Consider the following 15,695-nt stretch of genomic DNA (forward strand, 5'->3'; position numbering starts at 1 on the left):
CCCTTGTCGTTGGAACCGTTGATAGCACGAAGCGGGACGCGTGCACTTGCGTCAGGCGTTCGGGGAACGCTCGGCTTGCACCAGGAGCGAGGCACGGCGGACGCGCTCGCGATGGGCGATGTAGAGACCGCTGGCGACGATGAAGGCGGCGCCGACGATGGTCCAGACGCTCGGCACCTCGCCGAAGATGAAGAATCCGAGAATGCTGACCCACAGCAATTGCGAGTAGGAGAACGGCGCCAGCACGGAGGCATCGCCGTAGCGATAGGCGAGCACGACGATCCACTGGCCCGCGGTCGATGCAACGCCGATGAAGATGCCGAGCCCGATCGCGGTCCAGGACGGCGTCACCCAGACGAACGGCACGATTGCGGTGAGGATCGCAAGGCCGGTCAGCGAGGAATAGGCCATGGTGGTGACGACGGCCTCGCGGCCGCTCATCATCCGCGTCAAAATCAGCGTGCCGGCCCAGCAGGCCGCCGAGACCACCGGGAAGAACGCCGCCGGATGAAATGCGCTGGTGCCCGGGCGCAGGATGATCAGCACGCCGATGAGGCCGAGCGCGGTCGCAAACCAGCGGCGCATGCCGACCTTCTCGCCGAGGAAGACGATCGAGAGCGCGGTGACGAACAGCGGCGCGACGAAGCCGGTGGCGGAAGCCTCGGCGATCGGGAGAAAGCCGAGGCCAGTGATGAAGAACAGCGACGAGCCGAGCAGCACCGCGCCGCGCATCACGTGCAATCCGAGACGCTCGGTGCGCATCGCGTAGTACGGCGAGGACCGCAGCATCACCGGCGTGAAAATCAGCGCGAAGGTGAGAAAGCGGATCCAGGTGATCTCGATCGACGGCAGGCTCGTCGACAGATATTTCGCGGCGGTGTCCGAGCACCCGAGAAACACCGTCGAGAGCAGGATCAACGCGATGCCCTTGAAGGGATGATCGACGCGCGCGGGTGCGCGGCGGCCGACATGCTTCCTCTCGGGCACGGGCATGGAAATACTGTCGAGCCTTGCGGCTGCGGCTGGCGGCGGGGTCACGGCTGGAACTCGGGAAAAATGCGAATCGAGTGCGCTCGTAAAAAACGACAAATGCGCCGCTTTCACAACTTCCGAAAACAGGATGCCGATATGCGCTGACGTCCGCGCGCGTCAATACTCCATTAATAATAGACGCTTGTGCACTACAGCATGGGCAGGCTGCGCGGCTTCGGACCGCGCGGAAACGCCGCATCCAGCACCGCAATCTCGTCTTTCGTCAGCACGAGATCGCCCGCGGCCGCATTCTCGCCGGCATGTTCCGCGGACGACGCCTTCGGAATCGCAAACACCGTAGTCGCACGGGTGAGGAAGCCCAGCGCGACCTGACGCGGTGTCGCACGACGCTCTTCGGCAATGCGTGCCAACACGGCGCCGCCCTTGCTGCGCGCATCCGGAAAATCGTCGTGACCGAACGGCGAGTAGGCGACGACGGCAACACCATGCTGCTCGCACCATGGGATCACGGCGTGCTCGATCGCGCGCTCCTTCAGATGATAGAGCACCTGATTGCAGGCGATCTGGCCCTCGCCGGACACATCGAGAATGTCGTCGAGATCATCAGCATCGAAATTGGAAACGCCCCAGGATTTGATCTTGCCTGCCTTCACCAGCTCCTCGAACGCGGCGACGGTGTCTTCCAGCGGATATGAACCGCGCCAGTGCAGGAGATAGCAATCGAGACGATCCGTCTTGAGCCGCTTCAGCGAGCGCTCACAGGCGGCGATGGTTCCACGTCGCGAAGCGTTGCTCGGCAGCACCTTCGAGACGAGGAACACCTCATCGCGCCGGCTCGCAATCGCATCGGCAATGACGAGCTCGGCATCGCCATACATCTCGGCGGTGTCGATGTGAGTCATGCCGAGATCGAGCCCGCGCTGAAGCGCCGCGATCGCGCGTTTGCGGTCGCCGTGGTCGAGATACCAGGTGCCCTGCCCGATCACGGAGACGTTGGCGCCGGTCTTGCCGAGGGGTTTTGATTTCATATTTGGCTGTTGCGGTTGTGGGGCTGACGGAGTGCGCGGCAGCATAGGGCACAATGTCGGCAACGTCGATTGGTGCGGATGGAACAGCACCTCCGCCGTCGTCCCGGCGAAGGCCGGGACCCATACTCCCAGGGAGTCGTTTGGCGAAGACTGGTTGTTCGGGACTGATGTCATCCGCGATCGATAGATTCCGCGGTATGGGTCCCGGCCTTCGCCGGGACGACGTTGAGGAGAGAGTCCGCGATTGCATCGACATCGTCACTGCGAGCGCAGCGAAGCAATGACGGTTGGAGAGAGCCGACCCTAGCTCGCCGCGCCCGCGAGCTTGGCTTGCTTCGCCGGCGCCACCTCGGTCGTCGCGATCAGGCGCTTCAGCTCGGGGATGCAGGAGCCGCAATTGGTGCCGGCCTTGAGCTTGGCACCGATTTCGGCGGCGGTGCGCGCACCCGCAGCGATGGTGTCGCAGATGGTGCCGCGGCCGACGCCGAAGCAGGCGCAGACGACGGGGCCGGTCGAGGCGGCGCCTTCGCTGGACTTGCCGGACAGCAGCATGCGGCGCTGGTCGTCGGTGACGTGGTCGGCGACGAACATGCTCTTCACCACCTCCCAATCACCGGCATCGTGGCCGGGGCCGACGAACAGGCAAGTGTCGATGCGGTCGCCCGCAAACGAAGCTGCGCGGAAAACGCCGCCGCCGAAATCGCGGTACTCGGCGACATCCTCGCCGGCGACGCCCTCGAGCCAGGCCGGCCAGCGCGACAAATCCGCGTTGTCGGCGAAGAGATAGCCGAAGCCGCCGGCGACCGTGACGCGGGTCCACATCAGGTTCGGCGGCAGAGCGAGCTCTTTGCGCGACAGCGCAAAACCGCGGAAGACGTATTCATACGGCGTGATCGCCGCCGGCGTCGCCTTGGACTCCGGCTGCCCCGAGAACGGATCGGTGAACGACTGCACCAGCGCGCCGACGCGGCCGTGCGAGGCATTCATCGCGCTCCAGTGGATCGGCACGAACAGCGTGCCGCGCTGCTGGCCTTCGCTGACGACGACCTTCAGGATGCACTGGCCGTAATCGGTGGTGATGCGGGCAAAGCCGTCGTGAACGATGGCGTATTTGGACGCATCATCCGGATGAATCTCGACGAACGGCTCGGGCAGATGCGAGCCCAGCCGCTGGCTGAGCCCCGTGCGCGTCATGGTGTGCCACTGGTCGCGGATGCGCCCGGTGTTGAGCCGCAACGGGCGCGACGGGCCGGTCTCGCCACGCAGCGCCGGCACCTCCGGCGCGACGAACCGGCCCTTGCCGTCATTGGTGAAGAAGCCGCCGCTCGCAAAAAAGCGATCGCCCGGCACTCCGCTTTCACGCACCGGCCACTGCACCGGCTTCAAGGCATCGAAGCCCTCGTCGGATAGCGAGGTCAGCGCGCCGATGTCGAAGTCACGGCTGCCCTCGTTCTCGAAAGCCGAGAGCGCGGCGTGCTCGCGGAAAATCTCGGCGGCGGACTTGTAGTTGAAGCTGTCGCCGAAGCCGAGGCGCTTTGCGGTCTCGCTGAGGATCCACCAATCGGGGCGCGCCTCGCCCGGCGCCGGCAGGAACGAACGCTGGCGCGAGATGCGACGTTCGGAGTTGGTCACGGTGCCCGATTTCTCGCCCCAGGCGAGCGCGGGCAGCAGCACATGCGGGCCGGCCTCGACCGTGTCGTTGGAGAGCACGTTCTCGGAAACCACGAACAGCTCGAGCTTCTTGAGGGCCTGGCGGACCATGTCGGCGTCGGGCAGCGACACCGCGGGGTTGGTGCCCATCACCCACAGCGCCTTGACCTCGCCGCGGTTGATCGCCTCGAACAGCTGCACCGCCTTCAGGCCCTCATGGGTGGCGATGTGCGGCGCCTTCCAGAACCGCCTGACGCGGTCGATGTCGGGCGGCGTGAAGCCCATGTGTGCGGCGAGCATATTGGCGAGGCCGCCGACCTCGCGGCCGCCCATCGCGTTGGGCTGGCCGGTGAGCGAGAACGGCGAGGCACCGGGTTTGCCGATGCGCCCCGTGGCGAGATGGCAGTTGAGAATCGCGTTGACCTTGTCGGTGCCCTGCGCCGACTGGTTGACGCCCTGGGAATAGAGCGTGACGACTTTCTCGGCGGCGCGGAACATCTTGAAGAAGGTCGCGACATCCTGCTCGGACAGGCCGGTCGCCAGCGCGGTCGCGGTGACGCTGCCGGCGATGCTGCGCGCGCGCGCGAGTGCGTCGTCGAAGCCCGACGTGTTGTTCGCGACGTAGTCCTTGTCCAACGCACCGTTGTCGACGAGGTCGACGAACAGGCCGGAGAACAGCGCGGTGTCGGTGCCGGGCTTGAGGCCGAGGAACAGGTCGACGTCGCTCGCGGTGTCGGTGCGGCGCGGGTCGATCACGATCATGCGCGCGCCGCGCTCCCCACGGTTCTTCAGCATGCGCTGGAACAGCACGGGATGGCACCAGGCCGCGTTCGAGCCGACGAAAACGAGCAGATCTGCCTGGTCGAGATCCTCGTAGCAACCCGGCACGGTGTCGGCGCCGAAGGCGCGGCGGTGGCCGGCGACCGAGGACGACATGCAGAGGCGAGAGTTGGTGTCGACGTTCGCCGTGCCGACAAAGCCCTTCATCAGCTTGTTGGCGACGTAATAATCCTCGGTCAGGAGCTGGCCGGAGAGATAGAACGCGACCGCATCCGCGCCGTCGCGTGCCACGATGTGCTGCATGCGGTGGGCGACGTGATCGAGCGCATCGCTCCAGGCGACGCGCTCCAGCACGCCCTTGCAGCGGATCATCGGATAGAGCAGACGGCTTTCCAGCCCGACGGTCTCGCCGAGCGCAGAGCCCTTGGAGCACAGCCGGCCGAAATTGGCGGGATGGTCGGGATCGCCCGCGATCGCCGCCCCGCCCTTGCCGTCGGGCGTCGCCAGCACGCCGCAGCCGACGCCGCAATAGGGACAGGTCGTCTTGGTGGCGCGGAGCGTGGGATCGATCGCCGTCATGTCAGGCTGCTTTCGAAGGAAGCGCGAGTGCGCGGCCGAACATCATGTCGGTGCGGATCGCGGCGACCTTGTCGCGTTTGCGGATCAGCTCGAGGTACCAGAGCGCATCGACGGTATCGCCGATCAGCACCGCGCCGGTGAGCCGGCCGTCGGCGATCACGAGCTTCTTGTAGGTGCCACGCCTGCGATCGGTGAGGACGAGGCTCTCGCTGCCCTCCCCGCCCATGAAGTCGCCGGCGGAGAACACACTGACGCCCGAGACCTTCAGATTGGTCGAGACCACGCTACCCTGATAGGCGGCCGGACGGCCGGCGAGATGCCGCGCCAACACACGTGCCTGCTCGTAGGCGGGCTCGACCAGCCCATAGCAGGTGCCGCGATGCTCGGCGCATTCGCCGAGCGCGAAGATGTCGGGCGAGGCCGTCTGCATCTCGTCGTTGACGACGATGCCGCGATTGACCGCGATGCCGGCATCTTTGGCAAGCGCCACGTTCGGCTTGATGCCGGCGGCGAAGATCACCGCGTCGGCCTCGATGCGGCTGCCGTCGGCAAGCTCGACGGCCTCGACGTGCCCGTCGCCATGAATGCACTTCGTGCTGGCGTTGAGCACGATGCGGATGCCCTTGCGTTCGACCAGCGTCTTGAGCAAGTCGGCGGCCGGCCCATCGAGCTGGCGCTCCATCAGCCGGTCCATCAGATGCAGCAGCGTCACCGGGGCGCCGGCCTTGGCGAGCCCGTAGGCCGCCTCCAAGCCGAGCAGGCCGCCGCCGACCACGACGACGCGCTTCTTCGCGGCCGCAAGCGTCAGCAACAGGTCGACGTCGCGGGTGTCGCGAAAGGTGTGCACGCCAGCCAGATCGGCGCCCGGCACGTTGAGCCTCAGCGGCGTCGATCCGGTGGCGAGCACGAGCTTGGAATACTCCATGCTCTCCTCGCCCTCGATCTTGAGCTCGCGGCGGCCGGTGTCGATCTCGGTGACGCGATAGCCGTAGCGCACAGTGACGCCGCGATGGCGCCACCAGTCCGCCGGCCGGAGCTCGATCTCGTGCGAGCCGGTCTCGCCGGCCAGCACGGAGGAGAGCAGCACGCGATTGTAAGCGAGCCGCGGCTCTTCGCCGATCACGGCGACCGCATAACGGCCGAGCGCGGTCTTGGCGAGCTCGTCGACCAGACGCGCGGCCGCCATACCGTTACCGACGATGACCAGCGGTTCACTCACGAGGCATCTCCTATTCAGCCGCCTGCGGCTGTGCGCCGTAGGCCTCGGACATCATGTAGCCGGACAGCACGCCGTAAGCGTCGGTCCAGGCCTTTGCGAGTTCGGGGGTCCAGGCCTCGCCGAGACCCTTCTCGAGGGTCCACAGCAGACTCGCGCCGACCACGGGATAGTGCTCGGCCTTGGCGCCATAGGCGACGTGTCGCTTGGCCAGCGCGGAGGCCGCGGGAAGAATCGTCTCCAGGTTCGACAGGCCGCTGACGACGGCGGCGAGCATGCCCATCAGCTTCTTGCGCTGCTCGGTCATGTCTTCAGGAAACATCGCACGCACCGTTGGTGCCACTTCGAACAGACGATCATAGAACAACACGGAGGCTGCTTCCGAAATCGGCGCGACCTTGGCGAAGCTCTGCTGGATGAGGGCGATCTGTTCTGAAGTCATGATGTTCTCCTGTCTGTTTCGGTCTGCCTTTGTCCGCGCCGTTGCGAACAAGGTTCATGGGTCAAACGTCATCAGAGAGTCTTCTCCCCGCGTACGGGGAGAAGCGAGATTCGTACCAAGTATCAGACCCGTGCTTCGGCGAGGCTTCCCGCGCCTTCACCCTGCGGGCTGCGACGCAGGTAGAACCACCAGGTCAAAGCGAGGCAGGAGGCGTAGAAGCCGAGATAGATCGCGAGCGCGAGCTGTGGTCCGCCGGTCATGGCGATCGACTTGCCGAACCCGGTCGGGATCAGATAGCCGCCGACCGCGCCGACGGCGCCGATGAAGCCCACGGCCGCACCGCTTTCGATGCTCGCCGTCTTCAGCGCCATGGCGCGCGCCGCGTCGCCCTTGCCGCGCACCTTGAACAGGTTCTCCTCGCGGAAGATCGAGGGGATCATCCGGTAGGTCGAGCCGTTGCCGATGCCCGTCGTGACGAACAGGATCAGGAACATCGTGAGGAAGCCGATGAAATCCTTCTGCCCCACGAAATAGAGCGCGCCTATCGTGGCCGCCGCCATCGCAATGAAGTTCCAGAAGGTGATGATGGAGCCACCGACCTTGTCGGCGAGCCAGCCGCCGAACGGACGGGCCAGCGAGCCGACCAGCGGGCCGAGGAACGCGATAGCAATCGTGATTTGCGGGAACTGCGTCTTGAGCAGCAGCGGGAACGCGGCGGAATAGCCGATGAAGGAGCCGAACGTACCGATATAGAGATACGCCATGATCCAGGTGTGCTTGCGCTTGACGATCGCGAGCTGGTTCTTCACCGAAGACTTCGCCGTGGTCAGGTTGTTCATGAAGAACACCGCACCGAACACCGCGATCGCGATCGGCAGCACCCACATCAGGCCGGCATTCTGGAGGAAGATGCCGTCGACGGGCGTGGCCTGGAACAGGTTGAAGACGGCGAGCGTCATCAGGATCGGGGTCAGAAGCTGCACGCTGGAGACGCCGATGTTGCCGCCGGCCGCGTTGAGGCCGAGAGCCCATCCCTTCATCTTGTCAGGGAAGAAGAACGAGATGTTGGTCATGCTGGAGGCGAAATTGCCGCCACCGAGACCCGCGGTCGAGGCGACCAGCAGCATCAGCCAGAACGGCGTGTCGGGCTGGCTCACGAAATAGGCAAGCGACAACGTCGGGATGAACAGGATCGCCGCGCTGAAGATCGTCCAGTTGCGGCCGCCGAAGGTGGTCACCGCGAAGGTATAGGGAAAGCGCATCAATGCGCCGATCAGCCCCGGCACCGCGACGAGCTGGAACAGCTGGTCGGTGGTGTAATGGAAGCCCGCCTGCGGCAGCTTGGTGGTGACGATGCTCCAGATCAGCCAGACCGAGAAGCCGATATGCTCGGCCACGATCGACCAGATCAGGTTGCGTCGCGCGATAGTCTTGCCAGTCGCATTCCAGAATGCCTCATCTTCGGGGCGCCAGTCTGAAATCCAAGTAGGATTCTTCGTCATTGAGTATCCCTTCTAGGCTCACCGCTGCGTCGTTGCAGGCTTCGCCTCCACGTGGAGGCGCGCGCCGAGGCCAAGCCCCGGTGGCGAGTTCACGATGCTGATTGATGATGTTGAGGGACGTCGTCGTTGGCGTCGCGCAAAGACGATTCAATTTCCGTGCCAGTTGCGTGCACGCTGGAAATACAGGGATTTCAGGACGTTATTCGCATTGCCCGAAATGATTGCACGGCTTCTTTCGCACGCAAATTTTGCGATTCGCTCAATCCTTGTGCGACGCACAAGGATTGAGCTTGATGTCGATTATTTAGGCGCGGACGTTTCGCGCATTAACCTTTGGTTTACGCGGCCTCTACGAAACGATGACGCTCATAGAGGAATTCGAGCACGCGCTGCCGGCACTTCAAGTATGTGGCGTTGGTCGCGAGCTCGAGCCGCTTGCGCGGCCGCGCCAGCGGCACATCCAGCACCTCGCCGATCCGCGCGCTCGGCCCGTTGGTCATCATCACGATGCGGTCGGACAGCAGCACGGCCTCGTCCACGTCGTGGGTGATCATCAGGATGGTGTTGCCGAGCTTCTGATGCAGCGCCATCACGGAGTCCTGCAAGTGCGCGCGGGTCAGCGCGTCGAGCGCGCCGAACGGTTCGTCGAGCAGCAGTACCTTCGGCTCCATCGCCAGCGCCCGGGCGATGCCGACGCGCTGCTTCATGCCGCCCGAGATTTCGGACGGGCGCTTGTCCCTGGCATGGGCCATCTGCACGAGGTTGAGATTGTGCATGACCCAGGCATCGCGCTCGGCGCGGGACTTGGTCCTGGCAAAGACCTTGTCGACGCCGAGCCTGACGTTCTCGTACACGGTCAGCCACGGCAACAGGCTGTGGTTCTGAAACACCACGGCGCGATCCGGCCCTGGCGAGTTCACCTCGCGGTTCTCCAGCAGCACGCCGCCTGTCGAGGCGCCGGTCAGGCCCGCGATGATGTTGAGCAGGGTCGACTTGCCGCAGCCGGAATGGCCGATGATCGAGACGTATTGGCCCTTCTCGATCGTCAGGTTGATGTCCTTCAACACCTCCGTGGTGGCGGCGCCGCGGGTAAAGATCTTGTCGATGTGGTCGAGCTTCAGATAGGCGGTCATGTGCTCTTCTCCCTCAGTTCAGCGCGGTGCCGCGGGTGACGATCTTGCCGAGGCCCGCGATCAGGCGATCGAGCACGAAGCCGATGATGCCGACATAGAACAGCGCCAGGATGATTTCGCTGATATGCGAGGAGTTCCAGGCATCCCAGATGAAGAAGCCGATGCCGACGCCGCCGATCAGCATTTCCGCTGCAACGATGGCGAGCCACGACAGGCCGATGCCGATGCGAAGCCCTGTGAAGATATAGGGCGCGGCCGCCGGGATCATGATCTTGGCGAAGAACTCCAGCGGATTGAGCTGCACCACCGCGGCGACGTTGCGGTAGTCCTGCGGAATGTTGCGGATGCCGACCGCGGTGTTGATAATGATCGGCCACACCGAGGTGATGAAGATGACGAAGATCGCGGACGGCTGGCCGTCGCGGAACGCGGCGAGCGACAGCGGCAACCAGGCCAGCGGCGGAATGGTGCGCAGCACCTGGAACAGCGGATCGAGCCCGCGCATCGCCCAGACCGACTGCCCGACCAGCACGCCGAGCGCGATACCGGCGATCGCCGAGAGCGAATAGCCGAGCGCGACGCGCTGGAGACTGGCGGAGAGATGCCAGAACAGACCCTTGTCGATGCCGCCATGGTCGAAGAACGGATCGAGGATCAGCTCCTTGGTGTCCTTGAACACCTTTGACGGCGGCGGCAGCGCCGAGCCGGCGCGGCGGCAGACCAGCTCCCACACCAGCGTCAGCAGCGCGATCACGACGACTGGCGGGATGACGCGCACAGCGGTTTCCCTTGCCATCCGTGCATAGGCCTCACTGCGCGGCGGACGCTTCGGCGTCATCGCGACGACCGGCGCGGCGCTCGCGGCAGGCGTCGCGGTCTCGAGCTCAATCTTGGTGGCAGGCATGTTCATCGAAAATCCCTCTTCCGGCTGCAAAGGACGAAGCGGCCGCCCGAAGGCGGCCGCAGGGCTCCATCAGACTTCGACGCGCTTGATCGCGAGCGACTTCAGATAGGCTGCCGGATTTTCGGGATCGAACACCTTGCCGTCGAAGAAGGTCTCCTTGCCGCGCGAGGTCGAGGCCGGGATCTCGGCAGCCGCAACGCCCAGCGTCTTGGCCGCGTCGCGCCACATGTCCTCGCGGTTGACCTTGGCGATCAGCGCCTTGGTGTCGAAATTCGCTTCATACTTGCCCCAGCGGATGTCCTCGGTGAGGAACCAGAGGTCGTGGCTCTGGAACGGATAGGACGCATGATCTCGCCAGTACTTCATGATGTGCGGCGAGTTCTCGACCACCTTGCCGGGGATGCCGTAGTCGAACTTGCCCGAGGTGCGGTCGAGCACGTCTTCGACCGGGCAGTTCATCCACTGCCGCTTGCCCATGATGGCGGCGAGTTCGGCCTTGTTCTCGGCCTTGTCCGACCATTGCTGCGCTTCCATCACGGCCATCAGCAGCGCCTTGGCAGCCTTCGGATATTTGTCGACGAAGGCCGCGCGCATACCGAAGGATTTTTCGGGATGCTTGTTCCAGAGCTCACCGGTGTTGACCGCGGTGTAGCCGATGTTCTGGTGGATCAGTTGCAGGTTCCAGGGCTCGCCGACGCAGAAGCAATCCATCGTGCCGACTTTCATGTTGGCCACCATCTGCGGCGGTGGCACCACGATGGTCTCGATGTCCTTGTCGGGATCGATGCCGCCGGCGGCGAGCCAATAGCGGATCCAGAGATCGTGCGTGCCGCCGGGGAAGGTCATCGCAGCCTTCACTGACTTGCCGGAGGCCTTCTTCTTTTCCAGCGCCGCCTTGAACGGCGCGGCATCGACGCCGAGCTTGAGGTCGGCATATTCGTTGGCGACGGAGATGCACTGGCTGTCGAGATTGAGCCGCGCCAAAATGTACATCGGCGTCGGCTGGTTGTTCTGCGTCACCTTGCCGGCCGAGATCAGGTACGGCATCGGGGTCAGGATATGCGCGCCGTCGATACCGTTACCTTCGGAGCCGAGCACGAGATTGTCGCGCGTGGTGCCCCAGGAGGCCTGCTTCTGCACGTCGGTGTCTGGCATGCCGTATTTGGCGAACAGCCCCTTGTCCTTGGCGACGAACAGCGGGCCGGCATCGGAGAGCGCGATGAAGCCGAGCTTGGCGCCCTTGACCTCGGGACCTGCGTCCTGCGCGAAGGCGCCGGCGGGGAAATTCAGTTTTGCGGCGGCGAGAAGTGCGGCGGTGGAGCCGGTGGCCTTCAACAATTGACGGCGGCTCAGGCCAGTCGTTTCCGAGGGCCGGCGGGTGCGCTTGGTCATAGGCTGTGTCGTCCTTTGCATCGTTGCAGAATTGATGGCGTCAGTGCACACGAGCAGCCCGTCCGTCCGGCGGCGCCGTCTTTGGCGCATGCGAAGGCAACGACGGGGGAGACCCCCGTTCGGTGGCGTCAGCAAATCGGATGAGAAAGTCTCGCGGGACGGCTTCAATGGCGTCGGCATGGAACTATTCAAGCTTCATGCCAAGCGCGATATCGTAAAAAATATCGAAATATGAATAGGTTATAGATATTGCGTCACCCTGCCGCAGGGCCGTTCCGCATGTGAAATTTGCGATCTGCTCAATTCTTGTGCGTCGCACAAGTCTTGTGCAACAGCACAAGCAAGCGGCCTGTTATCGGCGCGGGATAAGATCAGGAAACGATCCATCCTGTTGATATTGCTTCACTCTTCTGGCGCACCCGAACGGCACGCAACTTGCACCTCCCTGATGGTCAACGAAGACTGCGGCTTGCCGCATTGTTGCAGCCTCTGGCGGCTGCATTCGGAAGCTCAACTGCTTCGCGGCCCTCGCCGGCTCAGTCCTCGTGACGCGATTCCCAAGGCTTCCAGACTTTTCCATAGCCCTCGTGCGCGGCAGGCCAGCCCGCACGGCCAATGATGTTCAGCCGCGCTCTCCTCGAGGGTGTGTCGATCTCACTTACGAAGCAAAAGGAACCATTGATGTCGTATCTCGCGCCTTCGGAATTCGTCACCAAGATGGTGGATGCGGGCGAGTCCAAGATCTTCATGTCCACCCGGGATACCATCATCCGCGCCTACATGGCCGGCGCCATCCTGGCACTGGCGGCCTGGTTCGCCGTCACGATCAACGTCAACACCGGCCAGCCGCTGGTCGGCGCGCTGCTGTTTCCGGTCGGTTTCGTCATGCTGTACCTGCTGGGCTTCGATCTGCTCACCGGCGTGTTCGTGCTCTCGCCGCTCGCCCTGATCGACAAGCGTCCGGGCGTCACCTTCAGCGGCGTGCTGCGCAACTGGGGCCTGGTGTTCGTCGGCAATTTCGCCGGCGCCTTCACCGTGGCCTTCATGATGGCCTTCGTCACGACCTTCGGCTTCACGCAGGACCCCGACAAGGTCGGCGCAGCCATCGGCAATATCGGTGAGGGCCGAACGCTGGGCTATGCCGCGCATGGTGCGGCCGGCATGGCGACGCTGTTCATGCGCGGCATGCTCTGCAACTGGATGGTCTCGACCGGCGTCGTCGGCGCCATGATCTCGACCTCGGTTTCCGGCAAGGTCATCGCGATGTGGATGCCGATCCTGGTGTTCTTCTACATGGTGTTCGAGCATTCCGTGGTGAACATGTTCCTGTTCCCGTCGGGCCTGATGCTCCATGCAAAGTTCTCGATCATGGACTATCTGATCTGGAACGAGATCCCGACCGTGCTCGGCAACCTCGTCGGCGGCCTCGCCTTCACCGGCATGACCCTCTACGCCACGCACGTCATGACCCTGCCGAAGCGCCAGGCCGACAAGGCTGCGAAGCCCCGCGTTGCGGCCTGATCGAATCCATCTCGACAGGGGAGCCTTGCCCGATCAGGGTGAGGCTCCCCTTTGCCGGTGATGACGATGACTCGTGGACTCCTGATCTCGGTCGGCCAGCACTCCGACAAGGGGCGCAAGCCCGTCAACCAGGACTTTCACGGTGTCCTGATTCCGGAAGAGCCGCTGCTCAGCCTGAAGGGCATCGCCGCGGTTCTCGCCGACGGCATCTCCAGCAGCACGGTGAGCCAGATCGCCAGCGAGTCGGCGGTCAAGAGCTTCCTGATGGATTATTACTGCACGTCGGAATCCTGGACGGTGAAGACCTCCGCCCGCCGCGTGCTCGACGCGACCAATTCCTGGCTGCACGCGCAGACGCGCAAGAGCCAATATGCCTATGACCGCGACAAGGGCTATGTCTGCACCCTCAGCGCCATGGTCATCAAGGCGACCACCGCTCACATCTTCCATGTCGGCGACTGCCGCGTCTACCGCGTCGCCGGCAAGGCGCTCGAGCAACTGACCGACGATCACCGCATCATCGTGTCGTCGGAGCAGACCTATCTCGGCCGCGCGCTCGGCATCAATCCGCAACTCGAGATCGACTACCAGGCGTTCGAGATCGAGGCCGGCGACACTTTCCTGCTGGCAACCGACGGCGCCTATGAATTCGTCGATGCGCGTTTCATCACGAGTGCCATCAACGAGCATGCGGCCGAGCTCGACGGGGCGGCGAAGGCGATCGTCGAGGAAGCCTACCGGCGCGGCAGCGACGACAACATCACCGTCCAGATCCTGCGCATCGACGCAGTGCCGCAGCGTGAGCCGGCCGGCATCTTCAATCAGACCTCCGAGCTGCCGCTTCCCCCGCTGCCGGAGCCGCGGACGATCTTCGACGGTTACAGGATCGTCCGGGAGATCCACGGCAGCAGCCGCAGCCATATCTACCTTGCCGTCGACGCCGAGACCGAGGAGCCGGTCGCGCTCAAGCTGCCCTCGATCGACCTGCGCGACAACGCCGCCTATCTCAAGCGCTTCCTGATGGAGGAGTGGATCGCGCGCCGGATCGACAGCCCGCACGTGCTGAAACCACTGTCACAGTCGCGGCGGCGCAGCTATCTCTACGTCGCGACCGAATTCGTCGAAGGCCAGACCTTGAGGCAGTGGATGACCGACAATCCACGCCCGGATCTCGAAACAGTCCGCGGACTGGTCGAGCAGATTGCCACGGGCCTGCGCGCCTTCCATCGCATGGAGATGCTGCATCAGGACCTCCGGCCCGACAACATCATGATCGACAAAACCGGCACCGCGAAGATCATCGACTTCGGATCGGTCAGGGTCGCCGGCGTCGCGGAGGCCGCGCCGCAGGACGCGGCCGACGAAATCCTGGGAACGGTCCAGTATACGGCACCGGAATATTTCCTCGGCGAAGGTGGCTCCCCACGCTCCGACATGTTTTCGCTGGCCGTGATTTGCTACCAGATGCTGACCGGAAAGCTTCCCTACGGCACCCAGGTCGCCAGGATCCGGCGCAAGTCGGACGTGCGGCGGCTCAAATATCGCGCCGCAGACGACGACCGCAACGTGCCGGCCTGGGTCGACGGCGCGCTCCGCCGCGCGCTCCATCCCGATCCCTACAAGCGGCACGAGGACCTGTCGGAATTCGTCTTCGAGCTTCGCACGCCCAATCCGGCCTATCTGGACACGCGGATCACACCGCTCCTGGAGCGCAGCCCGCTGATGTTCTGGAAGCTGACCTCGGCGGCGCTCGCCTGCGCCGTCGTCGTGCTGCTGGCGCTGCTGCACGCGCGATAGAGCGTAAGGGCGGAAGCGGCAGCTTCTGACGGTCATGCGGAAATTTTATCGTTCGTCAGAGAATTGACGCCGAGGTTATCGGCGCCGACTTTCCGCCAGCGTAATAGCGCCTGCAGCCACTAGGACAACAACGATGACCGTGGCAAGCGCCTCCGCCGAGGCCAGGGTGTCGTACCAGCTGTTCCAAAGCTCAAGCATGCGCTGGCCTCTATCGAGCGCCGCCCATCAGCGATAAAATACACCTTGTCAAAAGGACGCGCCTTCGCGCGCAAGTACAATGCTGCGTTTCGTCGCGTGCGCTTTGATCGCGCGGCAACGTGACCCATGCCGGCCGCCGGAATATCGAGCGAACGTCGTTGCGGTCGCTGCGTGGTGAGATCGCCCGCGGCGATGTCGAAGATGTTGACTAACTGTGAAGTGGTTTACATCCTAGGGTTCTTGGCTCGCGCTAAAGTGGCGAAGGCTTCTTACTTTGAAGGAGGCATCCAATGCTCGCGGCAATCAAATGGAACTCCCGATATAACGCTCGCGAATGGGTGATGAAGGCTGGGGCGCTCGTCGTCCAACTCCGCGCACCGAATGCAGACCGACAGAACGGTGAAAGTAAGTCAGGGCGGCCACTCTGGAAACACTTCGACGACACCCATCATTGGGACTCAACCGCGGAGGAATGGGTCCCGAATCCCGATCGGTGATCGTGCAACACATTGTGCGTCGCACCGGCCGAATTCCGAGACTTCAAGATCCCTATCGCTGAC

The 15,695-nt window shown here is 63.9% G+C and carries 11 protein-coding genes; 2 read left to right on the top strand and 9 right to left on the bottom strand.

Annotation, left to right across the window (positions count from 1 at the left end; translation table 11 throughout):
* Positions 1 to 51: 51 nt before the first annotated feature.
* The 9 genes from RAD15_RS21385 to RAD15_RS21425 all read right to left on the bottom strand — a co-directional run bounded on the left by RAD15_RS21385 (position 52) and on the right by RAD15_RS21425 (position 11,619).
* Positions 52 to 993, bottom strand: coding sequence for a DMT family transporter (locus RAD15_RS21385; RefSeq protein WP_458180184.1), 942 nt, complete (start codon positions 991 to 993; stop codon positions 52 to 54).
* 188 nt (positions 994 to 1,181) lie between these two features.
* Entirely contained in the window at positions 1,182 to 2,021 is an 840-nt protein-coding gene (locus RAD15_RS21390; RefSeq protein WP_458180143.1) for an aldo/keto reductase, read from the bottom strand.
* Between the two features lie 303 nt (positions 2,022 to 2,324).
* Positions 2,325 to 5,030, bottom strand: coding sequence for a nitrate reductase (locus tag RAD15_RS21395; protein ID WP_458180144.1), 2,706 nt, complete (start codon positions 5,028 to 5,030; stop codon positions 2,325 to 2,327).
* Position 5,031: 1 nt separating this feature from the next.
* Positions 5,032 to 6,249, bottom strand: a complete 1,218-nt coding sequence (locus RAD15_RS21400; RefSeq protein ID WP_458180145.1) for an NAD(P)/FAD-dependent oxidoreductase — start codon at positions 6,247 to 6,249, stop codon at positions 5,032 to 5,034.
* Between the two features lie 10 nt (positions 6,250 to 6,259).
* Positions 6,260 to 6,688 carry a globin family protein gene (locus tag RAD15_RS21405; RefSeq protein WP_458180146.1) on the bottom strand — a complete coding sequence of 143 codons (429 nt, stop codon included), beginning with the start codon at positions 6,686 to 6,688 and terminating at the stop codon, positions 6,260 to 6,262.
* Between the two features lie 122 nt (positions 6,689 to 6,810).
* On the bottom strand, positions 6,811 to 8,190 hold the full coding sequence (locus RAD15_RS21410) for an MFS transporter (RefSeq protein ID WP_458180147.1): 1,380 nt from the start codon (positions 8,188 to 8,190) through the stop codon (positions 6,811 to 6,813).
* Between the two features lie 338 nt (positions 8,191 to 8,528).
* Complete coding sequence (locus tag RAD15_RS21415; RefSeq protein WP_458180148.1) at positions 8,529 to 9,323, bottom strand: ABC transporter ATP-binding protein; 795 nt, start codon at positions 9,321 to 9,323, stop codon at positions 8,529 to 8,531.
* A gap of 13 nt (positions 9,324 to 9,336) precedes the next feature.
* Entirely contained in the window at positions 9,337 to 10,233 is an 897-nt protein-coding gene (gene ntrB / locus RAD15_RS21420; protein ID WP_458180149.1) for a nitrate ABC transporter permease, read from the bottom strand.
* 63 nt (positions 10,234 to 10,296) lie between these two features.
* Positions 10,297 to 11,619, bottom strand: coding sequence for a CmpA/NrtA family ABC transporter substrate-binding protein (locus RAD15_RS21425; protein ID WP_458180150.1), 1,323 nt, complete (start codon positions 11,617 to 11,619; stop codon positions 10,297 to 10,299).
* A 681-nt stretch (positions 11,620 to 12,300) separates the two neighbouring features.
* Between RAD15_RS21425 and RAD15_RS21430 the strand changes: the two genes are divergently transcribed.
* Entirely contained in the window at positions 12,301 to 13,140 is an 840-nt protein-coding gene (locus RAD15_RS21430) for a formate/nitrite transporter family protein (protein WP_458180152.1), read from the top strand.
* A 60-nt stretch (positions 13,141 to 13,200) separates the two neighbouring features.
* Complete coding sequence (locus RAD15_RS21435; protein WP_458180153.1) at positions 13,201 to 14,937, top strand: protein kinase domain-containing protein; 1,737 nt, start codon at positions 13,201 to 13,203, stop codon at positions 14,935 to 14,937.
* The last annotated feature ends 758 nt before the right edge of the window (positions 14,938 to 15,695 follow it).

Source organism: Bradyrhizobium sp. 14AA (assembly GCF_054185205.1).

Excerpts from the sequence above, each read along its gene's own strand:
- RAD15_RS21415 (WP_458180148.1), bottom strand. The coding sequence starts at position 9,323 with ATGACCGCCTATCTGAAGCTCGACCACATCGACAAGATCTTTACCCGC.
- RAD15_RS21425 (WP_458180150.1), bottom strand. The coding sequence starts at position 11,619 with ATGACCAAGCGCACCCGCCGGCCCTCGGAAACGACTGGCCTGAGCCGC.
- RAD15_RS21435 (WP_458180153.1), top strand. The coding sequence starts at position 13,201 with ATGACGATGACTCGTGGACTCCTGATCTCGGTCGGCCAGCACTCCGAC.
- ntrB (WP_458180149.1), bottom strand. The coding sequence starts at position 10,233 with ATGAACATGCCTGCCACCAAGATTGAGCTCGAGACCGCGACGCCTGCC.
- RAD15_RS21430 (WP_458180152.1), top strand. The coding sequence starts at position 12,301 with ATGTCGTATCTCGCGCCTTCGGAATTCGTCACCAAGATGGTGGATGCG.
- RAD15_RS21405 (WP_458180146.1), bottom strand. The coding sequence starts at position 6,688 with ATGACTTCAGAACAGATCGCCCTCATCCAGCAGAGCTTCGCCAAGGTC.
- RAD15_RS21390 (WP_458180143.1), bottom strand. The coding sequence starts at position 2,021 with ATGAAATCAAAACCCCTCGGCAAGACCGGCGCCAACGTCTCCGTGATC.
- RAD15_RS21410 (WP_458180147.1), bottom strand. The coding sequence starts at position 8,190 with ATGACGAAGAATCCTACTTGGATTTCAGACTGGCGCCCCGAAGATGAG.
- RAD15_RS21385 (WP_458180184.1), bottom strand. The coding sequence starts at position 993 with ATGCCCGTGCCCGAGAGGAAGCATGTCGGCCGCCGCGCACCCGCGCGC.
- RAD15_RS21395 (WP_458180144.1), bottom strand. The coding sequence starts at position 5,030 with ATGACGGCGATCGATCCCACGCTCCGCGCCACCAAGACGACCTGTCCC.